Source organism: Rhizobium sp. Root1204, assembly GCF_001424965.1.
Classification (GTDB): Bacteria; Pseudomonadota; Alphaproteobacteria; order Rhizobiales; family Rhizobiaceae; genus Pararhizobium.
Map to the genome: position 1 here is coordinate 153,704 of NZ_LMCZ01000009.1, position 23,461 is coordinate 177,164.

Sequence of the window (23,461 nt, forward strand, 5' to 3'; positions counted from 1 at the left end):
AATGATCTGCCATCAGAATAGTTTGCCAGGAAATATTATTTAGTGCGGAGGTTCGCACCTACCCAAAAAATCTCAACACAGCTGTATAGACGCAGCGAGATCGCAATATGACAGATATTCCGAACGATCTTGATCAGGAATGGCGAGAGAAAACCTACTCCGCCGAAATGAGACGATCAAAGATCATCATGTTCTTTGATTATCCGCTCGTCGTCGGCGGTGTTTTCCTTTGCTCTATGGTTTATATACGTCCCACAGCAGGAAACATTACATTTTCTGATATTATGTTCGCGGCCGCCCTGGTTGTACTTTTATTGAGTGGGCGGATTTCATTTTATCCCTTCGGAAGAATGAGTGCGGCGGTCTGGTTGGTGGGGCTCTCCACATTGCTCGCGGGCCTGACGATAAGCAGCATGAAATCTCCCGATCCAATGCGCGCGATGGCTGTCGTTGCGCAATATGCCTATGCATACTTGGCAATAATGTTGATTTTCAGCAGTCAATCCGCAAAAAACATCGTGACCTTTGCCAAAGTCTATGTCCTGTCCATCTCGGTGATCTGCCTCCATGGAGTGTATCTCATCCATTATGACGGGCAGAGGGATACGGTGTTCGTAACCGGCAGCGGACGCCTAACCGGTCTAATGGAGCGCACAAATGAATGCGCGACCGTCATAGCGCTTTGTGTACCAATTGTCCTCGTCCTCTGCACGACAGGTCACATGAGAAAGACAACCGGATTTCTGGCGGTAGCAATCATGACCTATGGTATTTTGCTCACCGGCTCCAATTCCGGCCTTATGTCGCTTGTGTGTGGAGTGGGAATTTTTGCCCTTCTCGGGTTGAGCTGGAAGCGTATGCTGCTGCCGTTAGCCATCGGCGTGACGATCTTGGCTCTCAGTGGCGGTCTTGTGACCGAATATCTTCCTGCCACCTTCCAGAAAAGAGTTCTTGGGGCGCTGGAAACCGGTGACCTCGGGAAAGCCGGTAGTTTCGATGGGCGGGTCGAGCTGATAAACGAAGCCCTGGAGATGACGTCGGACACTATCTTTATCGGCGTCGGAGCGGATCAGTATCGCGTGGGCAGCCAATACCATGCACCTGTTCACAACGTCTATCTGCTCTTATGGATAGAAGGCGGGCTGATAAGCGCGATCGGGTTCCTTGTGATGGTGTTGGGCGGGCTGGGTCCGGCTATTTCGGTTTTAAAAGTGCCGGGCGGGCGCCCGTTTGCTGCGGCAATCCTTGCAAATGTCACGGTGTTCTTACTGGCAGCTAATGCTCTTCCGCACATTTATAGCCGGTTCTGGGTTTTGCCGGTTCTTCTCCCGATATTCCTTGCCTCGACTTTTGCAGACAAGGAGCGTGGCTTGCTGCGAGGGAGGGCCGATACTGATCGAGCGCCCAGCCCGCTCGGGGCGCTGGGCTAAGCCACGCTACTATTTAGATGTCTTTTGACCGGCGGCAGACGGCTTCTGCCCTTGAGCAACTTGGCGGGGCCTCCAATGGTTGATGAAATACTAGCGCGACCGTCGGCAAGCGAGCCTGTCAGGCGTGCTGCCTTAAACTCGGTTGAAAAGGCAGGCGAATTCAACGTTGCCGCGCATGGTTTGCGTGGTTTGGCCTCAATCATGGTGCTTGGGGCGCATATTCTCGGCGGGACAGCTCGCCATATCTACCCGGCCAACGAGAGCTACGTGCATGCCATAGAGGCGCCATGGTTTCTGGGTGTCTTTGGCGTTAAATTGTTTTTTGTGATCAGTGGCTATGTGATCCTTCCAAGCGCCCTGAGATACTCCATTCAGGAGTTCGCGCAGCGTCGGTTTCTGCGTATCTATCCGTTATTCTTTGTAGCTTCTGTAGTATTTATAACATTGAACTACTTAACCAACGAATATCCAAAAACGAATAATATAGAGAGCATCGTTTCCGGACTCCTGTTCATAAATCTCTTCACTGGAACTGAACAGCTCACCCCCAATGCATGGAGCTTGAGCTACGAGGTCATGTTCTATGCGCTTACATGCTGGGTCGTCTACACGTCGGTTAAACGACCAAACGCGGTAGCGGCTGCGTTGGCCTGGGCGGTATCGCTGGTTTTTCTCGCCGTTTTTCCCATATCGATCTTCTTCCTGGCAGGCGCCTTGATCCGCCTCTTTGGCTCACGGATAACGATGGGGACAGCCGTGTTGCGGACGTTCGAGGCAACTCTGTTTTTTGCCACCGCCTATTCAGCAAGCCGGGGAGTGTTTGACTATACACTCTCCGATTTCTCGAATCCGGCCGCTCTGGGAGCTTTGATTTTTACCGTGTCCTACTTTTGGCTTGCGGTAGATCCGCGCAGCCTAACCAGTATTATATTTAATAATAAATTCTCAAAATACATAGGCGCCATAAGCTATAGCTTGTATCTCGTGCATCCTTACGCCTATTACTTTGTAAGGCGAGTTTTCATTCAGCTGCAGCTTTTCACCAGTGATGTTTGGTTTTCGATCGCAATCTTTGGATTGGCGGTTTTCGTTGCGTCTGTCGGCCTCAGTCACGTTGCGCATATCTTGCTTGAGCGATGGCCCTACAACTGGTATTTCCATCAGCGAGTTTATCGGACCAATTCCGTTGAATAGCACCTATTCAGCAGAGCCTTAAACGGTACTCTTTGGCGGGGCATCTGGAGGCCGATGATGCTGAGCCTACTGCGCAACCGCGTTGCTTGTTTGATCGATATGGGGTGAGCACTTTCAATCTTTGAAGCCTGCGGTTTTCGTCGACGCTGGTCGAATGTTGGTGCGCCCAGCAAAATCGCCGCTTCGGCCGGGTGGAATTGTTCTGCTGAACCAGCGTTGCAACAGGATGAACTGTTGCTGGAAAGTGTGGCCTCTTTTTTCAGATCGTTGATGTTTTTCGTTTTGAGAATGGAAATTTCAAACGATTTAGCACTGGGATTTATGGCATTAAGTATATGTTTTCGATGGATGCAATGAAGAAGGTATAGATTACCATTTTAATGCGTTAGAATAGCTGAGGCTAAAATAAGCTTTACAGATTATTCATTTTATGCAAACCTTCTAACGAAAGAAAGCTCTTACATATCGGGGATTTCTTCGACGTAGCTTTGTGCTGCGGCGATGCGGAGGTATTTCGCTCATACGATGCCTCTGGGAGAATAGTATATATTTCTTATAGATTAATTTGAGCGCTCGAACCGCTGGGGTTCGACGATATGATTCCGTGCGAGTAGTTGGCGGGGGCTATAATGGATCGCGGTGATGTCGTTTTAAACACCAACAATTCTTCGGCCAAGAAGCGGCTATCCGGCATAACGCTCGCTACCGCCGTCACGGCTGTGCTTTCTGCCGCCAATTGGATGTTGGGCCTTGCGAAAAGGATAGTATACTCGCAGGTGCGAAAAGTCCGGCAGTCGCTCGGGCTTTTTTTGGCGGATATGCTCTCTGCAGGTTCAGCTCTGGGTATTGCTTACGTGACCCGTTACGGGTTCGACACGGTGCAAGCACGGCCCGAGTTGCTAAGGGCATTGTTGATCGCTGGTCCCCAATATCTGCTCGTCTGCGCTGTCGTGTTCCCACTCGCCGGATTGTATAGCCGAAACTGGCGGTATGGATCCGTGTCTGATTTGTGGACGATCATCCGTGCGGTTTTCATAACCACACTGATGCTTGTCTGCGTTTTATTCTTCGCAACCAGGCTTACAGATATGCCGCGCAGCACGTTGTTGCTGGAGGCTCTTCTGCTCCTGGCTTTTCTGTCTGCTTCCAGGCTGAGTTTCCGGTTGGACGAGTTCCCTTTGACACGCCGCGGGATGGGGCTCAAAGGCCCCCGAAATACCGAGAAGCAAATTCCCACGCTCCTCGTTGGTGCCGGGGATGCTGCCGACCTTTACCTGCGCGCACTGAGCCGCGATCGCAACTGCACGCATTGGCCCGTCGGATGCCTGGAAAAAACAAATGAGCATCAAAACATGGTGCTTCGGAACGTCCCTATCCTTGGGGCTGTGGAAGATTTCCGGGATATTGTTGCGCAGCTCAAAGGCGAAAGGATTTCTCCGCGCCACCTCATATTTACGGAAGCGCCATCCGTATTCGGGGAGGATGCGTCGGAGCGGTTGATCGCGGCGGCTGAGGCGCTTGGCATGACCGTTTCCCGCCTGTCTCAGATGACGGAGCTTAAAAATACCAAGCGGGAAAACCGCTTCGAACTCAAGTCTATCGAACTGACCGATCTGCTCGAAAGACCGCAGGCCTCGTTGGACCGGGAAGCGATCTCGCGCCTGGTCAAGGGCCGGCGGGTGCTCATCACCGGTGCTGGAGGCTCGATCGGTAGCGAATTGGCGTTGCAAATCGCAGCGTGCGAGCCCGCGGAACTCGTGCTCCTAGAGAACTGCGAATATAATCTCTATGCGATCGATATGGAATTGAACGAGCGTTTCCAGAGCGTTCCGCGTTCCGCACATTTGTGCAATGTGCGGCGGGCAAACCGGGTCAACGATATATTTTCACTGCATCGGCCCGAGCTGGTTTTTCACGCAGCGGCGCTTAAGCATGTGCCGATGGTGGAGCTCAATCCTTGTGAAGGAGCGCTTACCAACGTTATCGGCACGATGAACGTCGCCAACGCGGCGCGGCAGTGCGGCGCATTGGCGATGGTTCAAATTTCAACGGACAAGGCTGTCAACCCAACCAGTGTCATGGGAGGCACCAAACGCCTTGCCGAGCTTTACTGCCAGGCTCTTGACCTGAACAGGTTCAAGACGGGGTCAGGGCCCCGCTTCATGACGGTTCGGTTCGGCAATGTCCTTGGTTCGAGCGGATCACTTATCCCGCTCTTCAAGAAGCAGATTGCCTGTGGCGGCCCGCTGACCGTAACGGATCTCGAGATGACGCGGTTCTTCATGACCATTCGCGAAGCCGTCGAACTGACGTTGCAGGCATCCGCCTATGGCTTGGAGGGCGATATCGGCAAAGGCGAGATATTCGTGCTGGATATGGGCGAGCCCATAAAAATCATCGAGATAGCCCGCAGGATGATCCGTCTGGCCGGATTTACGCCTGAAAAAGATATTGCAATCAAGATCATCGGCCTACGCCCCGGCGAAAAGCGATTTGAGGAACTCTTCGACAGCAAGGAAATGCGGGTAGCGTCGCCGGTGCCTGGGGTTCTTGGCGCTATCCCTCATCCGGTGGACCTCTCCAAGCTCATGGTGACGTTTGCACGACTGGAGCGCTTCGCCGAACTGGGAGACGAAGCCATGGTCCTTGCATTAATGAGCAGCCTCATTCCCGGCTATGTGAAGCAGCAATGTGCGGCCACACATTTGAAAGATGTACATCCCCAAAGTGCCGACACAGACGAGGATGGTGCGCGGGATCAGCTTTCGGAGCTTCCTGAAGCGCTGTTCAACGCGCTCGTCAGCGATATCGGCCGGAACCCTGCAGCGGGATCGCAGATCAACTAGCGCGCCTGCATTGCCGGTTCGTTTCCTTGGGAGTTATTATGGCGGTCTTTAGCGAGTATTTAGCGACACATGCTGTTTATGAGGACGCTATCCGTCCGCTGCCGCAGACGATGCCGGCGCATCGCAGACAACGCATTGTCGTTCTGTCCAGCTATAGCCAGTCATTGACCAATTTTCGGCTGGAACTGCTTAAGCGGATGGTGGATGCCGGGCACATTGTCACAGCCGTTGGTCCAGAAGATGACGCAAGAACCAGGAGTGCGTTGTCACGAATAGGCGTCGATTTTGCACAGATACCAATGGCGCGCGTAGGGCTTAACCCAGTTGCCGATCTCGCCACCATATGGTCGCTCTGGCGCCTGCTGCGAAAGTTGAAGCCGAACCTGGTCGTTCCATACACGATGAAACCGATAATCTACGGTGGGATTGCCGCGCGGTTTGCTGGAGTGCGTTCCCGTTGCTTCTTGGTAACAGGGCTTGGCCACGTCTTTTCACAAAACGGGTCGGCAACTTTTAAAGGCCGGGTGGTCAAGCAGATCAGCGTTTGGCTTTACCGTCGCGCCTTTGCCGGCGCGAACGTTGTCTTCGCCTACAACGAGGCTGATGCCGCGGACATTCGCGAGCATCGTATGGTCAGGGACGAATCCTTGATCAGGATTGTGCCCGGGTCGGGTGTGGATCTTGATCATTATGCCTTTGCTCCGCCCCCTTCCGATCGACCGGTTTTCCTTTTGATCGCGCGCTTGCTCAAGGACAAGGGTATCCTTGAATATATTGAGGCGGCGCGGAGGGTGCGGCATCTCTACCCGAATGCGGAATTTCAAATTTTGGGACATTTTGATCCCAATCCCGTCATTGGGGTGTCCCGTGACGATATCCAGAAATGGGTTGATGAGGGGCTTCTGAACTTTCTCGGCGACACATTGGACGTCCGGCCTTACCTCGCAGGATGCAATGTTTTCGTACTGCCGAGCTACTATCGGGAGGGTATTCCGCGCAGCATCCTTGAGGCTATGTCCGTCGGGCGCGCTGTTATTACAACCAGCCTTGCCGGGTGTAGCGATACGGTCCAGCCTGGCATTAACGGTTATCTGGTAGAGCCCAGGAATGTTGATGACCTGGCGCGTGCCATGGTGACGCTTGCGGGCAATCTTCCTCTCGCTGCCGATATGGGGATGAAGTCGCGAGAGTTGGCGCAAGCAAAATTCGACGTTCACGTGGTCAATGACATTCTCATCGAGCGGATGGCATTGGCAAGCCCATAGGTGACGGATTTTATCTGATGGTTGGCAAGCTATGGCCACACATTGGATGGTGAAATTTATGTATAATTTTGACGCAGTATGCTATTTCCGGGCAAATGCGAATGTATTGTTGCGACCAATAACATTGTAGGTCGCAATATTCAAATTGAACTTTCATATAAGCGACGTCATTAATATTAAATGATAATTTAGTTGTTTAATATTTTCGTGATTTCAATTATTGTTCCTATTCAAATTGGGTTGCTAAATTTGGCGTATATTGTGCGCTGCGGCAATGAAGTCTTGGGGAAGTTGTCTGGAGGTTAAATGCTGACCACCGATCGCGCAGTTGACCATTCTACAAATAAAATTCAAAGCACGACGATATATCAGATGCCTCCGCGCCGGCCGTACACCTACGGCCTGCAGGACATCGCTGAATTGCTACGCAGGTACATTGTCTTCTTTGGCATTTTTATATTGACGGGCCTGGCGCTGACGATTCTGGCATCGCTTCTCTATACAAAAATCTACACCGCTACCTCCGCGATTGTGTTCGATCGCAATGACGCCCGCCCCTATGAAGCGGTGGTCGAACTGCGCAAGCAGGAGCGCGATAAATCGGTAATGGAAACAGAACTCGATGTCATTCAGTCTCGTGTATTTGCCGGGACCGTTGTTGATGCGCTCAATCTTGTCGAGGACCCCGACTACAATACCTACCTGCACCCGATACGGACGGAGGGGAACGGCCTTATCGGATCATTGTTCGCGCCCATCGTCGGCGTATTGTTTTCCAACGAAGGAAACGGGCCGGAAATGGTTCGCCGCCGTCTTATTTCAGAAAGCGTGCAGCGCAACCGCGCGATTTCCACCCTCCTGAGTTCGTATATTGTCGATCGCCGCGGCGACAGCCTCGCGATGACCATTCGAGTGAGGCAGCCCAACCCATTGAAGGCAGCCACGATCGCTGATGCCATTGCGGAGCGCTATGTCGAATGGACTGCCAAACTTACTGACGAGGCCACCAAGAACACCATCGCATATTTGCGCAGCCAGCAAGCGGAGCTTGCTGGCCGGATTGCGAACATGGAGCGGGAGATCGCCAACTTCGCCACGAACAGCGATCTCACTTTTGATCCACAGGACGATCTCTTGCGGGCGCGCATGGAGCAGTTAAATGAGCAGTTGACGATCGCGCGTGTTGATGAGGCTGGGGCGGTCGCGCGATATAATGAGGCAAAAGGGCTTCTTGCGTCGACGGACGAGCAAGCACTGGGCCGTGTTCTGACGTCAGATCAGCTTGACCGCCTGAGGACCGAGCAATCGCGTCTCGAAAGGGTCCGCGCGCAGCTCAGTTCAAAGTTTGGTAAAAATCATCCGCTTGTCATCGATGCAGATGCGGAGCTTCAAGCCACCCGCGCTATGATAGGTGATGAAGCCCAGAGAATTGTTCAGGAATTGGCAAACAATTCCAAGGTTGCTTCAATCCGGACCGAGAAATTCAGCACTGAAGTGGCTCTTCTGCAAAAGAGGATGGAAGGCCGCAATTTGGCTGAAATCCGCAGGCGGGAGCTTGAGCGGGATTTGCTGGCTGAACAAAAGCGCTACGATCAGATCGTATTGCGATTGGGGGACCTAGATCCTGAGCGCGGCGAGCGCAAGGCGTCGGCGACTGTCGCCTCCTACGCAGAAGTTCCAACCAGCCCCTCTTTTCCAACCCCGAGCTTTGTCATCGCAACCGGTTCTTTCGGTGTCTTTGTTCTGGCTATCATCGGCCTGATGGTTGCTGAGGCTCTTGATAACAGGCTTCATGGGCCACGTGATGTCGAAGAGGTGCTCAACCGGCCGAACCTCGTCACCATCCCAAATTTGAAGGTACCGTTACATTCGTTGCAGATGCCCCATCAGCTTGTAGTGAGCAGCCCCGGCTCTGTGTTTTCCAAGGCGATGCGAAACTTGTGTATGGCCTGGGAGGCGATAGACCGTTCTGCAGGAGGCAAGATCGTCATGATCTGCTCGCCATCAAATGGCGACGGAAAGACGACCATAACGCTTGGTCTGGCCGCGGCCGCGAGAGCGCAGGGATTGCGTGCACTTATTCTGGACTTCGACCCGAACCCGAAGGGGGCCGGCTTCCTTTTGGGTGCGCCACAGGCAGACACGGCACTTTCCAACTTCCTTGAGAACAAGGGGGATTTAAAGAGCGTTATCTTTGCCTCCCCCTCCTACCCATTCCTGGAGGTCATCTCCTCCAGGCCGAATTTGTACGGCGTTGAAGTTCTCTACACGGAATTGCGGGGACTATACGACTTGATCATCATCGATTCACCCGCGCTACAGCACGAAGAGGATTCTGTCTGGCTGGCATCCCGGGTCGATTCCATCATCATGGTTGTTGCAGCCGTGCGCACCAAGGAACGAAGCCTCGTTGACGCGCTGAACAGGCTATCAGTCAATCATCCTGTCATTTTGGGCAGCGTAGTGAATTTCTTCGGGAAACCCGAAAATCAAGATCGCCCCTCCTGGTTCTCGTGGTTTTCGAGGCGGCGTTACAAGGCGTCGGGATCTCCGATTGGCATTTGAATTAATCGGATGCGGATCGTGATGAGCGCGTTCCAATGTGCATTGGAGTTTATATTACTGTTGGTTTTGGATTTTATTGAAAAATAAATGAATGGCGGAATTTTTTACATGAATAGGCGAGGGGGCCTGCGAAAATGACGCTGACGTATCTGGAAAAATTGGAAGCAGAATCCATCCATGTCATGCGTGAGGTTGCCGCAACATTCTCACGGCCGGTCATGCTTTATTCGATCGGAAAAGATTCTTCCGTCATGCTGCACCTGGCTCTCAAGGCGTTCTACCCGGCAAAGCCTCCATTTCCATTGCTTCACATTGATACGACCTGGAAGTTTCGCGAAATGATCGCCTTTCGGGACAGGACTGCGGCTGAACTCGGCCTCAATCTGCTCGTGCACACCAATCAGGACGGTGTCGCCCAGAATGTGAACCCCTTCGATTTCGGCGCAACCGCGTACACGCACATGATGAAGACGCTGGCTCTGCGGCAGGCGCTGGACCACTACGGCTTTGATGCAGCGTTCGGGGGCGGAAGGCGCGACGAGGAAAAATCGCGAGCCAAGGAGAGGATATTCTCCTTCCGCGACAGCAAGCACACATGGGACCCTAAAAACCAGCGGCCGGAAATGTGGAGGACTTACAACACGCGGGTGAACCGCAATGAATCGATCCGGGTTTTCCCGCTGTCAAATTGGACGGAACTCGATGTCTGGCAATACATAAATCAGGAAAATATCCCCGTGGTTCCGTTGTATCTCGCACAACGCCGGCCGGTTATTCGCCGTGATGGAATGCTTCTTATGGTTGACGACGACCGGCTCCGGGTTGCGCATGACGAGAAGGTCGAGGAGTTGCAAGTCCGGTTTCGTACGCTTGGCTGTTACCCGCTGACGGGAGCGATTGAATCGACCGCGCGCACCGTCCCAGAAATCATTCAGGAAATGCTGACTGTCCGAACGTCCGAACGTCAAGGACGAGCGATTGATTCCGATGAAGAAGCTTCGATGGAAAAGAAAAAACGCGAAGGATATTTCTGATGAGGATGGTTCTTGATGACGACATGCTGATCGAGCAGGACGCGCACGTCACCACTACCTTCCTGCGCGTTTTGACCTGCGGCTCGGTTGACGACGGGAAATCCACGCTGATCGGCCGGCTGCTCTACGATACGCAGCTTATCCTGGACGACCAGTTTTCCGCGCTTAAGCGGGATACCAAAAAGCACGGCACGACGAAAGGCGATGATCATCTGGATTTCGCGCTTCTGGTTGACGGCCTGGAGGCTGAGCGGGAGCAGGGCATCACCATCGATGTAGCCTACCGCTTCTTTGTGACGCCGAAGCGAAAATTCGTTATCGCGGATACGCCCGGACACGAGGAATATACCCGTAACATGGCGACCGGTGCGTCTAATGCTGACGTGGCAATCGTGCTGATAGATGCGAGGAAAGGCGTTCTGCGTCAGACGCGCCGCCACACATTTATCGCTTCCCTTCTTGGCATCCGGCATATCATCGTCGCCGTCAACAAGATGGATCTTATCCAATATGATCAGGAAAGGTTCCAAGCCATCTGCGGCACTTTTCAAGCGTTTTCAGAAACGCTGGGCTTCCGCGCAGTCGGCTTTGTACCGATGTCGGCGCGATTTGGAGACAACGTGATCACGGCTTCCCCAAACATGTCTTGGTATAGGGGGAAGAGCCTGCTTTCGCATCTGGAATCCATCGATGCCGACGAAGATCGCGTCGATCAACCGTTTCGGTTGCCAATCCAACTGGTCAATCGCCCGAACCTGGATTTCCGCGGCTTCTCCGGCCAAATTGCAGCGGGCCGGGTTTCCGTTGGTGACAGCGTCGTTGTTGCGAAGTCCGGCCAAACGTCCCGCGTCAAGTCCATCCTCTGCGGCCGCGACAACGTCGAGACGGCTGTCGATGGGCAAGCCGTAACCGTCGTCCTCGAAGACGATCTCGAGCTATCGCGCGGCAACATGCTTGTCGCGCCGCAAAACCGGCCCCATCTGGCTGATCAATTCATGGCGCATGTGATCTGGTTTCACAAAGAGCCCATGATACCTGGGCGGAGCTATATCTGCCGCACAGAGGTCGATAGCATCGGCGCAACCGTTACAACGTTGAAATATACCATCGATATCAATAGTTTCGCGCAGAAGGCGGCAACTGCGCTGCAGATGAACGAGGTCGGCGTCTGCAATGTTTCGACCCAGGCGCCTATCGTGTTCGACAGTTACCGCGATAACCGGAACACGGGCAACTTTGTCCTGATCGATCGTTTCACCAATGCCACTGTTGGCGCAGGGATGATCGATCATCCCCTGCGCCGCGCACATAATATTCACTGGCACGCGGTCGATATCAACAAGCACGCGCGGGCAACCCTCAAGCTGCAAACGCCCAGGGTCTTGTGGTTCACCGGGCTTTCCGGCTCCGGAAAATCCACGATTGCCAATATGGTGGAAAAATTGCTGCATGCCCGCGGCAAGCACACGTACATGCTCGACGGCGACAACATCCGGCATGGGCTGAACCGCGATCTCGGGTTTACGCAGGAAGCGCGTGTCGAGAACATTCGTCGCGCTGCGGAAGTGGCAAAACTGATGGCTGATGCCGGATTGATCGTGCTCGTATCCTTCATATCACCTTACCGTTCCGAGCGGAGGATGGCGCGCGAGCTCTTCGAAAAAGGAGAATTCGTCGAGGTTTTCGTCGATACACCGATCGAAGAATGCGCCCGCCGTGATCCGAAGGGACTGTATCAAAAGGCCATGGCTGGCGAGATCAAGAATTTTACAGGCATCAGCTCACCCTATGAGGAGCCGTCAGCACCCGAAATCCACCTTCGAACTGTTGGGCACGAGCCGCTCGATCTCGCGATGCAAATCGAAAAATTTCTGGATGAAACATGATGGCTTTTGCTGACTGCTGACCAAAGGCGGCAATGCTGAAGCGAGTTACAAGCAAACGAAGCTGCACAGGGGGTGTGATGTTGGATGTGCTGGAGCGTGCTGCAGTGGAGGCGGGAAGAGCGATACTGAGTGTCAGGCCGTCATGTGCCGGCACAACGATCAAGAACGACCAATCCCCTGTGACGATTGCCGATCACATGGCCGAGGCGGTTATTCTCAACGCCTTGTTGCGCGCATTTCCGGGTGTGCCTGTGGTCGCGGAAGAAGCCATGGCGCAGGGACATATCCCCCAGTTCGATGCGCCTGCTTTCTTCCTTGTCGATCCCCTGGATGGAACCAAGGAATATATCAACCAAAGCGCTGACTACACGGTGAACATCGCACTGATCGAGAACGGCGTACCCGTCGTCGGTGTCGTCTACGCTCCGGCAAGACATACCGGCTACGCTGCTTACAAAGGCCGTGCCTCAAAATTTATGGTCGCGGCAGGCGGCGACGTTTGCGATCGCGGCGATATCCGCTGCCGCGCGAAGGGTGTGAGTTTGACTGCCGTCGCAAGCCGGTCCCACAGTAATGCGCAGACTGAGGAGTTTCTGCGCTTGAACAGCATCAAATCCTGCCTCTCTGTTGGATCGTCTTTGAAGTTTTGCCTGCTGGCTGAGGGAGGTGCGGACGTCTACCCTCGATATGGCCGGACGATGGAATGGGATACGGCCGCCGGCGACGCCGTTTTGCGTGCTGCCGGCGGGCGCACATCTTTGCTGGACGGTGCGCCGCTCACTTATGGAAAGAGACGGCAGGCGTCGGACTGCGATTTCGCCAATCCTCATTTCATCGCATGGGGAGCAGACGGATAGGTGGAAGCGTGCGGCACCCGGTGAAGATCCCTGCAGCATTAAGATGCTGGACGCAGATGTGCCTTCATCGCCGAAACGCGCGACAGCCACTCGGAGAGATCCTTGTTGATCAGCTTGCCGAGCCTTTCTGCTTCCGGGGCATAAAATTCAACCATGCGGGCGCAGAGATCGGGCTCCAGCGGACTGTATTTAGTCTCCTGCGCGATCATTGATCTCACCCCCTGTACAACGAAATTGTTGCGGAATGGGGCGAGAACGGGTTTCAGCGGTTTGAGGATTTGGCGAAGGCCAGGAGAGACGATTGGATCGGTCTTATCCTTGACCTTCTTTGTTACCGGCGGCATGCGCAACTCCGACTCCAGCCTCAGGAAACTTCGCACGGTATCAAGCTGTCTTTGAGGATCGGTGCGGATATTTTCATATAACAATACCTGCAACTGCGGGGTTGGAAACAGGTCGAGATAAGGCTGCAATTGCTGGTGATAGAGACCTCCGTTGAGGAACCGGCCACCAGTCGCACGGCGCGGGTCAAGATACTGCGCCACGTCCCGCCCGACTTCACCGCGGCGGTATAACATGCAGTAGTCGGAATATGCGCGGTCAACAGGATTGCGAAGCTGAGCGATCAGCAGAACATCCGGTATGGCTTGCTTTATCCGTGCTGCAACGCCGGGAGTGTCCATATAGGAATTTGACTTCTCTCCGATAAAGCGACGATCTCCAGCGCTGCCGAACTGCGAAAGATACCATTCGTCTCCCTTATCGTAGTTCCTGCTGAAATAATGGAGTTCGGGATCCGGCATGCAGACGGCTGTATCCTGTTGAAGGGATTGTTGGAGCCACGTCGTCGCGCTTTTAGTTGCGCCAATGATCAGAAAATGAATGTCTTCAATCCGCATAGCAACTCCTTCCACGCATTGGAAAAATAAGCTCCGTTCTGCTCCGCCTGCCACTCGAATGAATTAGATCGAGGCGTTTTTACCGGTAAGCCTCTCATAGATTTCCATGACCGATTCAACGTGGCGGCCGAGGCTGTAACCCGCGAGGGCCGAGCTTCGGGCAGTCTCGCTTATCCGTCGCCATTCCGCCGGGTTTTTGAGGAGGATATTCATCGGCTCGACAAAAGCGGGCGGATTTTCGGGCGCAACCAGAAAGCCCGTCCGGCCGTGATCGATCGCTTCCGGATTGCCTCCATGGTCGGTCGCTATGACCGGAGTTCCAAGCAGCATCGCCTCGATCAACGTTCTGCCGAATGGTTCATTCACAGCCGGGACCAGCAGGATATCGACAGAGCACATGTAGGGCGCGACTGGCAGGCGAAAGCCCATCAGGTGGATACGGTCGGCAATGCCCAGTTTTTGAGCCGCCGCCATCACCTCACCGTCCAAGCGAATGCCATATTGCTCGGGCGGACCGAAAAGCAAGCCGGCGATTGGAAAGTCCGGATTTTGCATGTGAAAGGCATGAACGGCCTCCACGAACCGAACCGGCCTTTTCCTGTCTATCAGAGCACCGAAATATCCGACAAACCGCGTGTCTTCACGTAGCCCCAGTTCGCGCGCGACTGCAAGGCGGCACTCTTCGCGATCGGGCAGGGCAGTTGGGTGGTCAAAAGGACTGTGGATCACAGACATGCGGTTTTTTAGGGAAATTAGAGGCGCGGACGGCTGTGCGAATTTTGAGACAGTTACAACATGGCTTGCCACCAGGGGCGCAAGCATGTTGACGCCCTTGGCCGTCGGATCACCCCGGTGGTGCCAAAGAAGCTTTGCTCCAGACAGAACCGTGGGAAGCGCCCACGTTGTGTGAACCAAACCGTTGTTGGTGTGGACGATGTCAATTTTATGCTGACGCAGAAAGCGCAGAAGCTTCAGCATGGTCCATGGGTATTTTGCAGCCGCTGCCGCCATCCGCTGAACACTGTTTCCGTGGCGCGGCCTCAAAACATCAGCATCATCAATGCGGACATAGCTGACGTTTTTCCCTTTCAGGTACTTTGAAAAGTCCCCTTTGTCGCTATGCAGCATAATAATCGGTTGTACTTTGGTTCTGTCGAGAGCCAAAATAAGGTGTACAGCGGAAATGTCGCTCCCACCGAAATCGCCGCCCGCAAATGGAAATGCAACGACTATTGGTTTTGTTTCCACGCAGTCTAATCTCCACCACGTATCATCCAATGCACAAGATCATAGTATTTAAAGACATTGCCAGTCGAGAAAATAATGTCATCTCTTTGGATGATGCCGCCCTGCGCAGATCAGATTGATTCTGATGAAAAAAGAGAGCACTTTGTTGCGCAAGCGATAGGAGTTTTAGGTCGCTTCAGAAGCGGCGGCCGCTACGTGAAACTTCTATATTGGGAAAAATAGTAGAGCGGCGGAGGGCTGTGGAGGATGAGGCGGATTGGTTCGCGGATCGTTGCGGTGCGGCCATGCAGAGCGCAATTTTGGAAGTCTTCATCATCCGGTGCGACAGTTCCACGGATACTTGCTGGCCTGCTGATGTTTTTGGCTTTCCAGCTATGGTTGGCATCCGGCGTTGAAGCCAAGAACCAAGAACTTCAATACGCATTTCCAGGCGCAGAAGGATATGGACGGACAGCGCAGGGCGGACGAGGTGGAGCCATCCTCGAGGTTACAAACCTCGAGGATGCTGGACCGGGCAGTTTGCGCGCATGTGTCGATGCCAAAGGCCCGCGCAATTGTATTTTCCGCGTTTCCGGTGTCATCCACCTGAAGTCCACGCTACTCGTGCGCGAGGAAGCCTCCTTTCTTTCCATTCTCGGTCAAACGGCGCCTGGCGGCGGCATTGTGCTGACGATCGAGGAACCAAATGCCAAGAAATGGAACACTCCGCTTATCGTGAAAAACGCGCATGATGTCGTCATCCGGCATCTGAAAATACGCCCCCAGTTGCCAAACTCCGTCAAGAATGTCGATGCGTTGACTGTCGAGAACAGCGCCCGGGTCTATGTCGATCACGTGTCGGGGGCATGGGCCACGGACGAAAACATCAACGCGCATTCTGACACCACCGATCTGACGATCGCGAATTCGATTTTTGCAGAGGGGCTGAACAAGCACAGCAAATGCACATTGCTGGGCTCCGACCCGCATATGCCGCAAAACATAACCTTCTTGAAGAACCTGTGCCTATCCAACCGTGATCGGAACCCGGACAACAACCATTACGGCAAGTCCTGCATCGAAATTATAAACAACGTCTTTTTCAACGCAAAATCAGAATGGGGAGAGGTGTTTTCGCAGTTTCCGGGCGGCACCCCGATTTCCTATGTGGGGAACTATTTCAAAGCGGGACCAAGTACAGAGGATACGACCTACGCCATTCATTCAAAGGAGACAGACAAGGCGGAGAACCCGCAGATTTATCAGGCGGGCAACGTGTCCTGGGCTCCGAAGTCCAAATCTATCGTCATGATCGCACCGGAAACCGAACCCTACATCGTGTCAACGCCGCCATGCCCGTTGTCCGTGGACAAGATTCTTTCGGCGCCAGCCGCCTATGAAGAAATCCGCACTCACGCCGGCGCTTTCCCGCGCGACAGGCTCGATAGTGACTGGATTACCGATATGGGGCCGGAGGGTCAGGGTGGCCGGGGCCGGATGGTCAATAAATCCGGGGGGCTGCCTCCGGTGGAGCAAGGGACTGCCTATGTGGATGACGACCATGACGGGATCGCAGACTCCATAGAAGCGGAATTGGGCGCAAAGGTCGGGATCAATGACGCATGGTCGATGAAAGAAGAGGGTGAATGGTCCCATTTCGACGAATTCATGCAATGGCTTTCGGAGGAGCGCATCGTCGGCCGATATCCTCGATGAACGCATCCAGGCCGCAGAGCGAGTTGCCGTCATGAACGAACGCCAAAATGTCTTGCGGTTTGAAAAGGTTAGTCCAGGGGGATTACGAGTAACGATTGTTGTGCCCGGATTGTCGGCGGGAGGCACGGAACATGTGGTCAACCTGGTTGCCAATCACTGGAAGGCCTTGGGACACACGGTAACGATCATTACTTTCGAGGTGCCGGATGCTATCTCCTATTATCCGCTTCACCCCGCTATATCGATTGTGAGGCTTGGAGTTCCTCCCGGCAGGATGTCGAAACTGGGATCGGCTGCCGCCGTCGGTCTTCGCATTTTGCGCCTGCGTTCAGCGCTCCAGCGCTCCCGCCCGGATTTTGTCCTGAGTTTTCTCACGCGAACAAATGTCATGACACTGCTTGCCTCCCTGGGCATGCCGGCTCCGGTCGTCGTATCGGAACGCAACAACCCGGCAGTCCAACCCTTTGGCAAGATCTGGAAATGGCTTCAATCGCGTTTGTATCCGCGCGCTTTCGGCCTCGTGACCATGACCCAAGGTGCTCTCGATTACTTTCCACCAGCGATGCGCCGCAGAGGTTGGGTAATCGCAAATGCTGTAGATTTGCCGCCAGACTGGGTCAACAGGCGGAAAAACAATACCCTGACCGCAGTCGGTCGCCTGACGCATCAAAAGGGATTCGATCTCCTCCTTAAAGCGTTTGCGTTGGTTGCGCCAAAACACCCCGATTGGAAGCTTGTCATTTGGGGCGAGGGAGATGACCGCAAATCGCTTGAGGCCCAACGCGATGCGCTTGGGCTGCAAGCGCGCGTCGAAATGCCGGGGGTGACAGCGCGGCCGGGTCTGTGGGTTGAGACGGCTGATGTCTTCGTCCTGTCGTCCCGGTATGAAGGTTGGGGCATCGTGTTGCTTGAGGCAATGGCAGTCGAACTCCCTGTCGTGTCATTTGAATGCGAATGGGGGCCAGGTACAATGATAACCAATGGAGACGATGGAATTCTTGTGCCTTGCGAAAATGTCGATGCTCTTGCGCTGGCCCTTGATGCGATGCTTGGAGATCAAACACAGCGCGAAGCCATGGGCGCCAAGGCTGCGCTGAGTGCCCGAAAATATCTGCCGGAGCGCATTCTCGCTGAGTGGGATGGCGTTCTGTTGTCAGCCGTCGATCGGCAAGGACAAAAAGTGTAACATTCTGTCCGCATTATTCCTCAAGCCGCCACGGGCGAACTTACAAAGAAAACAATTGGGACCGCGCTAATGGTCTTGGGCGATGCAGCTTGTCAGGATACGTAGCGGTCACCCTGAGGGGCGCTTGCTGTATCCATCTCCCTGGCGGAGGAGCGGCTGGCAGAGAGGATAATCCGGCGCAAGACGCGGGCGGTCTCGATCATTGTCTGTTCATCAATGGCAGGGTCCACCAGCAATGCTACACTCGTGTCGCCCAGTTCCTGAGCGACCGGTAACCGCCGACTGGGGCCATGCTTCATGTCCGTGAACGCCTTTTCCAGATATATCTCTGAACAGCTTCCTGAAAAACACGGCACGCCCGCAGCGTTCACCTCCGCAACAATCCTGTCCCGATCGTAGCCGGGTTTCAGCCCGTCCCTTCGAACAAATGTGTAGAACCGATAATAGGCATGTCGAAACCTGCTCGGTGGCTGCGGTGTCCGCAGGGCTTCGAGATCGGCGGTTGCCGCCTGCAGTATCGCTGCGTTACGTGCCCTTTTCGCCTGCCACTCCGTCAGCCGTTTGAGTTGGGTTAGTCCAAGAACGGCTTGGATGGATGTCATGCGCCAATTCGTTCCAATGGATTCGTGCAACCAGCGAAAGCCGGGCGGATGGGCTTTGTGAAAAACGGTGTCGTAGGATTTTCCGTGATCCTTTCGGCTCCATGCTTTCTGCCAAAGCGTGTCGTCGTTCATGGCGATCAGTCCACCTTCGCCACCGGTCGTGATAATCTTGTCCTGGCAGAACGAAAAGGCCGCTATATCGCCAAAGCTCCCGACCGGTTGGCCGTGGATTTCGGCACCATGGGCCTGGGCGCAGTCCTCAATCACCCAAAGTCCATTTTCGCGGGCGAGAGCCATGATGCCCTGCATATCACAGGGCCAGCCGGCGAGATGAACCACGATGATTCCGCGCGTCCGGGGAGTTATCTGAGCGGCGATCGTCCCAGCCGTCAGATTTTGGCTGTCGGGATCGATGTCGGCAAAAATCGGTACACCTCCGCAAAAAGGAACGCAGGCGGCGGATGCCATAAAGCTTCGGGGTGTGACGATGACCTCGTCTCCGTGGCGAAGCCCCAGCGCAAACAATGCAAGTTCGAGGGCAACGGTTCCGTTGGCGAGCGCAATGGCGTGCCGCAGGCCGAGAAAGTCGGCATAGGCCTCCTCGAATTGCCGGACATATGGCCCGGTCCAAGCGTTGACCTCGCCGGATTTCAACACAGAGACCACGTTCTCAATTTGCTCTTGGTCGTAGACCGGCCAACGTGCCATCGCTCTCTTCCTTTGCGTTGCAGATATGAGCAATATGGGCTGGCCAGTTCCAGCCTACGGTAAAGTATCTGGATCAGATCACATGGCGTACCAAAACGAAGGCTTCTGCGGCTGTTGTCATGACTGTCGCCCCCCGCAATGTTGCGAGCGCGCGCAGCGTTTCTATTGACCGCTCATGTGGAGGAGGACGCAGCTGCGACTTGAATGCCTGCATCGCCTCCATCTTCACGTCGAGGTGGTCAGCGATGTCGATAAAGACATTCGGAACGAAACTGGGCGTCAGATAGGGTGCATTCCAGTTGGTTTCGGACAGCGTTTCGTAGGCTAGCAACAACCTTGGAAAATTCTGCTGGTGCGGGCGGGCCGAAACCAGAGACGAAGTGAAGGTTAACTGGTGATCGAGATGCATGTCGCCAATGAATGGCAATAGTAGGGTCTGGGGCGAAAGCGATTGGACCAGCTGGAACAAGCTTGCGTTCAACGCCGAATGGGCTGTTTCAGAAAGGGCGGCAGCGGGAAAACCAAGCCAGAACGTTTCCTTGACCCCGAGAATACGATGAGCTTTCTCAGCTTCCACCTTCACTTTTGACATTGTTTCGGCGGAAAAGGCTGGAGGGCTTCCCCAGGTTACAACAGCCACATACACATCATTCCCCTGGGCTGCCAGACGAGCAATTGTACCGCCTGCCCCCAGAACCTCGTCATCTGGATGAGGGGCGATGACGAGCGTTTTCCCCATGGTTGTCGTGAGGTTCATCAGGCAACCCCCATGCCAACCGTCCCGCGCCAAAGCCTAGACGCTGGCCGGTACGGGGGGCGAAGCGGAGGAAAACATGCGGGCTGCGATGAGCGGCAATGCAAAGAGTATCCGCGCAACGGAAATGACCGGATGAATCCACGAATTGCGAAACGGGAGACGGCTATACGACTGGATGGCAAACTACACTCCACAATCAAACCGGAAATTGAAGACTTAAAGAAAATGCGTGTAGAAAATTGACGGATTTACATGCCGGCAATAGACACTGCCAGAACATCTCCGGGTAAAAGCTCAGTTGATATCGAGGCTTCGATGGTTTCGTGCCCTTTATCCTCAACCCGGCGGATCTCGTAGGTAAATGAAATTTGATTGCGCTTTTTCTCGTCCGTGGCGATGGAAGCGATCAGAAAAAACTGTTCCTGGGCGGTTTGGCGTGCCGCTTCCAGTTTCTTGATGGCAACTTCCCTTTCCTGCAGTTTCACGAGAATATCCGTCTCGCGGTCAGCTTTTAGCTTGGCAAGGTCGAGCTTGAGTTTACCCAGCTCACGTCTCGAATTGGACATCCCGGCGTAGACTTCCAGCAAACGGGACTTTTCATTGGATGTTGTTGTCTTTGTTCTCGATAAATCCGCTTCCGTATTGAGCTCCCGCTTTCGCAGGGCGGTAACGCGATCGAGATCCTTTTCGTTCATCGCCACCACTTCTTTCTGCTGCTCTTCCAATTGCGCCAATATCTTGAGCTCTTCCTCGGTTTCCGTAATCCCTTGCGTCAAAATCTGGACTTGAGAGTCCGTGGTAATGAGGTCCGTTTTCAGAATTCGTTCCTCGATTTCAATGGCACCCTTCAACGACGCGTGCTCAAGATAGGGACGTGCGATTTCCGGTGCGTCCTTCAGGTCGATTTTGTCGGACCCCTTCAGTTGAGCGACAAGCCGTGCGGCGTAAAGCGCTTCGCTGACGATCTCGACCTCGGCGCCATCCATCTCTCCGCGCAGGCGGGCGCGTAACAGGATTCTGTCTGAAGGATTTGATGTCAGGGTTTGCGGTCCTCCAGCCAGGCCAATTGCTTGCTCAACCGTCAGGCCGGGATAAAAAGGAAAAGAGCCGGGCGTTTTGACCTCGCCCAATACGAAGACCGGCCGGAAAGCCGACACATGGAGGGCGAGTTTCGGATCAGTCAGCATCTGGCGCTGGCGATATTCGTTTCGAAGTTTTTGCAGAGCCTCGTTTACGGTCAGCCCCAAAATATTCACGGACCCGATAAGCGGGAATTGCGTGTCTCCGTCTGATGCGATCGTCAGCGTCACCGGGAGCTCGGCGTCGTCCAGGAAATCGAAAGAGACAGTATCGCCACCTGCCAGCCGGTAAGATTCAGCGTCCGCCTTCGCCGCGAAGGGGAAAGCTAGGCATGTCGCGATAACGAGGGAAACAAAAAGAATGAAGGGAATATGGCTGCTTATTCTAGTCTTTATGGTGCCCGGAAACGTCATTTTGCCCCCGCCAAAAAATAAACAAATACCTATGGGTGGACTTTACCACATTCTAATACAAAGATGTCGAATTATTTTCGGTCCAATCGCTTGGAAGAACGAGTTTGGCCGCTACCGGCGCAGGGGCGCTCGATATGAATATTTTCACCGACTGATTTTTTGAGAAAGTACAACCTGCTGCTTCTGCTTACGATTGAATTTATGCATGCGATTCATGGCTTTGCATACTTAAAACTGCATGGGCAAATCCGATATTCGTGGAGCAACGGCTGTCCATATCTAGAATACGTTGCTCTTCAGGAGGAGATATTTCTGTGAGTATGCCGGGGAGCCTTTTGACTAAGCTTGGAAAGGTCAGATCGACCGTGGAAAAAGAAGCACATTTCCTGGTCCGGTTGAAGAATATAGCCCACCTGCTGACAGGGAATTTCGCAAGCTCGTTCATCGGCCTTGCAGGCTTTGCGCTTACTGCACGTGCGCTCGGCCCGACAGATTATGGGGTGCTTGCCATCTGCTTTGCCTATACGCGGGGCGTCGAGAGGCTTGTCAGTTTCCGATCGTGGCAACCATTGGTCAAGTATGGCGCGGAGGCGTTGCAGGCCGAAGATCTGTCGAATCTCAAAACGCTGTTCAAATTCGGGCTTCTTCTAGATGTCCTGGCAGCCTGCATTGCGTGGACAGTCGCCGTGCTGGTGATTTTGCTTGCCGGTCCCCTCGTAGGGGTTTCTGCGGAAATGAGCCGCATCGTCCTTATCTACTGTTCTGTCCTGCTATTCCAGCTTTCGGGAATGTCGACAGCAGTGCTACGCCTCTTTGGGCGCTACAATATACTTGCGTATGGACAAGTTCTCGCAAGCATGGTGCGCGTTGCCTTCTGCCTCTTCGGCGTTTGGGTCGGGTGGGGATTCTTTGAATTTCTCCTGCTATGGATGGGAGCTCAGATTCTTGGTGCTGTGAACATAAATGTCCTTGCCTTCATCGAACTCAGAAGGCGGGGGTTGGGCGGGGTTCTCTTCGCGCCTGTCCGGGGTGTCGCAAAGAAGTTTCCGGGCCTCTACTCTTTTTCGTTTTCGTCCAACCTTTCGTCGGCCATTCGTTCCAGTGCAAGCGAGCTTGACACGTTGATCGTCGGCTATCTCACCGATCCCGCTTCCGCCGGCCTGTATCACATCGCCAAGCGTATTGGCCGCATCGCCCAGCAGGCCGGCGTGCAGGTCCAGGCCGTTCTGTTTCCCGATTTGGCCCGGGCGTGGAGTGCAAATCAATTCAAGGATTTCCGAAAAATCGTCTTTCAGACGCAGATGCTTTTGCTCGTCTTCGGCATTGGCGCGCTGTTGTTTTTCTATCTGACAATCGATCGCGTTTTGCTTTGGACCGCTGGCCCGGAATTCCTTGGAGCTGGACCTCTCGTCATCGTTCAGACCGTTGCGGTGATGATGATCCTGTGCGGCACGGTGCTTTATTCCGCCTTGCTGTCCATGGGGAAGGAAGCCTTGGTGTTGCGCATCGTATTCGCCGCCACCATCGTATTTCATGTCACCGCGTTCACTCTCGTTCCAAAGATAGGTCCGATGGGGGCAAATATCGCTCACATCAGCATGTCATTTGTTCTTTTGTCTGGCATGACCTATATCTATAGGAAGGGTCTCTCGAAAATATAATCGGAGTTTCTTGTAGGCGTTATTAGAAATTATGAATTATTATTATCTAATAATGCTGATTTCCGGCTTTTCTGCACGTTTTCTTGATCTGTTGGCCGCCTGCGATGCCAGCTTGCGCTGCCGTTTTTCGTTTCT

At 53.9% G+C, this 23,461-nt stretch carries 16 protein-coding genes; 11 read left to right on the forward strand and 5 right to left on the reverse strand.

The genetic code is table 11. From position 1 onward, the window contains the following. The first annotated feature begins 107 nt into the window (after window positions 1-107). From ASC96_RS12095 to cysQ, 8 genes are all read left to right on the forward strand, one after another. Window positions 108-1,430: an O-antigen ligase family protein gene (locus ASC96_RS12095; protein WP_060503287.1), complete on the forward strand. Its 1,323-nt coding sequence runs from the start codon at window positions 108-110 to the stop codon at window positions 1,428-1,430. Window positions 1,431-1,505: 75 nt separating this feature from the next. Beyond that, complete coding sequence (locus ASC96_RS12100; protein ID WP_060503288.1) at window positions 1,506-2,624, forward strand: acyltransferase; 1,119 nt, start codon at window positions 1,506-1,508, stop codon at window positions 2,622-2,624. Window positions 2,625-3,364: 740 nt separating this feature from the next. Further along, window positions 3,365-5,470, forward strand: a complete 2,106-nt coding sequence (locus ASC96_RS12105; RefSeq protein WP_162246347.1) for a nucleoside-diphosphate sugar epimerase/dehydratase — start codon at window positions 3,365-3,367, stop codon at window positions 5,468-5,470. 38 nt (window positions 5,471-5,508) lie between these two features. Continuing rightward, window positions 5,509-6,735 carry a glycosyltransferase family 4 protein gene (locus tag ASC96_RS12110; RefSeq protein ID WP_082512030.1) on the forward strand — a complete coding sequence of 409 codons (1,227 nt, stop codon included), beginning with the start codon at window positions 5,509-5,511 and terminating at the stop codon, window positions 6,733-6,735. Window positions 6,736-7,041: 306 nt separating this feature from the next. Further along, window positions 7,042-9,300 carry a hypothetical protein gene (locus ASC96_RS12115; protein ID WP_060503290.1) on the forward strand — a complete coding sequence of 753 codons (2,259 nt, stop codon included), beginning with the start codon at window positions 7,042-7,044 and terminating at the stop codon, window positions 9,298-9,300. Window positions 9,301-9,434: 134 nt separating this feature from the next. Next, window positions 9,435-10,334, forward strand: a complete 900-nt coding sequence (gene cysD / locus ASC96_RS12120; protein ID WP_060503291.1) for a sulfate adenylyltransferase subunit CysD — start codon at window positions 9,435-9,437, stop codon at window positions 10,332-10,334. Window positions 10,335-10,339: 5 nt separating this feature from the next. Further along, window positions 10,340-12,220 carry a sulfate adenylyltransferase subunit CysN gene (gene cysN, locus ASC96_RS12125; protein WP_060503354.1) on the forward strand — a complete coding sequence of 627 codons (1,881 nt, stop codon included), beginning with the start codon at window positions 10,340-10,342 and terminating at the stop codon, window positions 12,218-12,220. Window positions 12,221-12,297: 77 nt separating this feature from the next. Beyond that, the gene (cysQ, locus tag ASC96_RS12130) at window positions 12,298-13,077 is read left to right on the forward strand and encodes a 3'(2'),5'-bisphosphate nucleotidase CysQ (RefSeq protein WP_060503292.1); all 780 of its coding nucleotides are present in this window, start codon (window positions 12,298-12,300) and stop codon (window positions 13,075-13,077) included. A 38-nt stretch (window positions 13,078-13,115) separates the two neighbouring features. On the opposite strand, the gene ASC96_RS12135 is transcribed toward cysQ, so the two are convergent. Both ASC96_RS12135 and ASC96_RS12140 read right to left on the reverse strand, forming a co-directional pair. Next, window positions 13,116-13,976, reverse strand: a complete 861-nt coding sequence (locus ASC96_RS12135; protein WP_060503293.1) for a sulfotransferase domain-containing protein — start codon at window positions 13,974-13,976, stop codon at window positions 13,116-13,118. A gap of 63 nt (window positions 13,977-14,039) precedes the next feature. Then, window positions 14,040-15,224: a glycosyltransferase family 4 protein gene (locus ASC96_RS12140; RefSeq protein ID WP_060503294.1), complete on the reverse strand. Its 1,185-nt coding sequence runs from the start codon at window positions 15,222-15,224 to the stop codon at window positions 14,040-14,042. Window positions 15,225-15,578: 354 nt separating this feature from the next. Here ASC96_RS12140 and ASC96_RS12145 point away from each other — a divergent pair, with 354 nt between their 5' ends. After that, entirely contained in the window at window positions 15,579-16,919 is a 1,341-nt protein-coding gene (locus tag ASC96_RS12145) for a hypothetical protein (RefSeq protein ID WP_060503295.1), read from the forward strand. 31 nt (window positions 16,920-16,950) lie between these two features. Then, window positions 16,951-18,105, forward strand: coding sequence for a glycosyltransferase family 4 protein (locus tag ASC96_RS12150; RefSeq protein WP_060503296.1), 1,155 nt, complete (start codon window positions 16,951-16,953; stop codon window positions 18,103-18,105). A 92-nt stretch (window positions 18,106-18,197) separates the two neighbouring features. Here the strand turns inward: ASC96_RS12150 and ASC96_RS12155 are convergent, their stop codons facing one another. The 3 genes from ASC96_RS12155 to ASC96_RS12165 all read right to left on the reverse strand — a co-directional run bounded on the left by ASC96_RS12155 (window position 18,198) and on the right by ASC96_RS12165 (window position 21,665). Continuing rightward, a complete protein-coding gene (locus ASC96_RS12155) occupies window positions 18,198-19,415 on the reverse strand; it encodes a DegT/DnrJ/EryC1/StrS aminotransferase family protein (RefSeq protein ID WP_060503297.1) in 1,218 nt (405 codons plus the stop codon). Between the two features lie 73 nt (window positions 19,416-19,488). Further along, window positions 19,489-20,172, reverse strand: coding sequence for a PIG-L deacetylase family protein (locus ASC96_RS12160; RefSeq protein ID WP_060503298.1), 684 nt, complete (start codon window positions 20,170-20,172; stop codon window positions 19,489-19,491). 248 nt (window positions 20,173-20,420) lie between these two features. Next, window positions 20,421-21,665: a polysaccharide biosynthesis/export family protein gene (locus ASC96_RS12165; RefSeq protein WP_060503299.1), complete on the reverse strand. Its 1,245-nt coding sequence runs from the start codon at window positions 21,663-21,665 to the stop codon at window positions 20,421-20,423. 320 nt (window positions 21,666-21,985) lie between these two features. On the opposite strand from ASC96_RS12165, the gene ASC96_RS12170 reads away from it, so the two are divergent. Beyond that, on the forward strand, window positions 21,986-23,326 hold the full coding sequence (locus ASC96_RS12170) for an oligosaccharide flippase family protein (RefSeq protein WP_060503300.1): 1,341 nt from the start codon (window positions 21,986-21,988) through the stop codon (window positions 23,324-23,326). The last annotated feature ends 135 nt before the right edge of the window (window positions 23,327-23,461 follow it).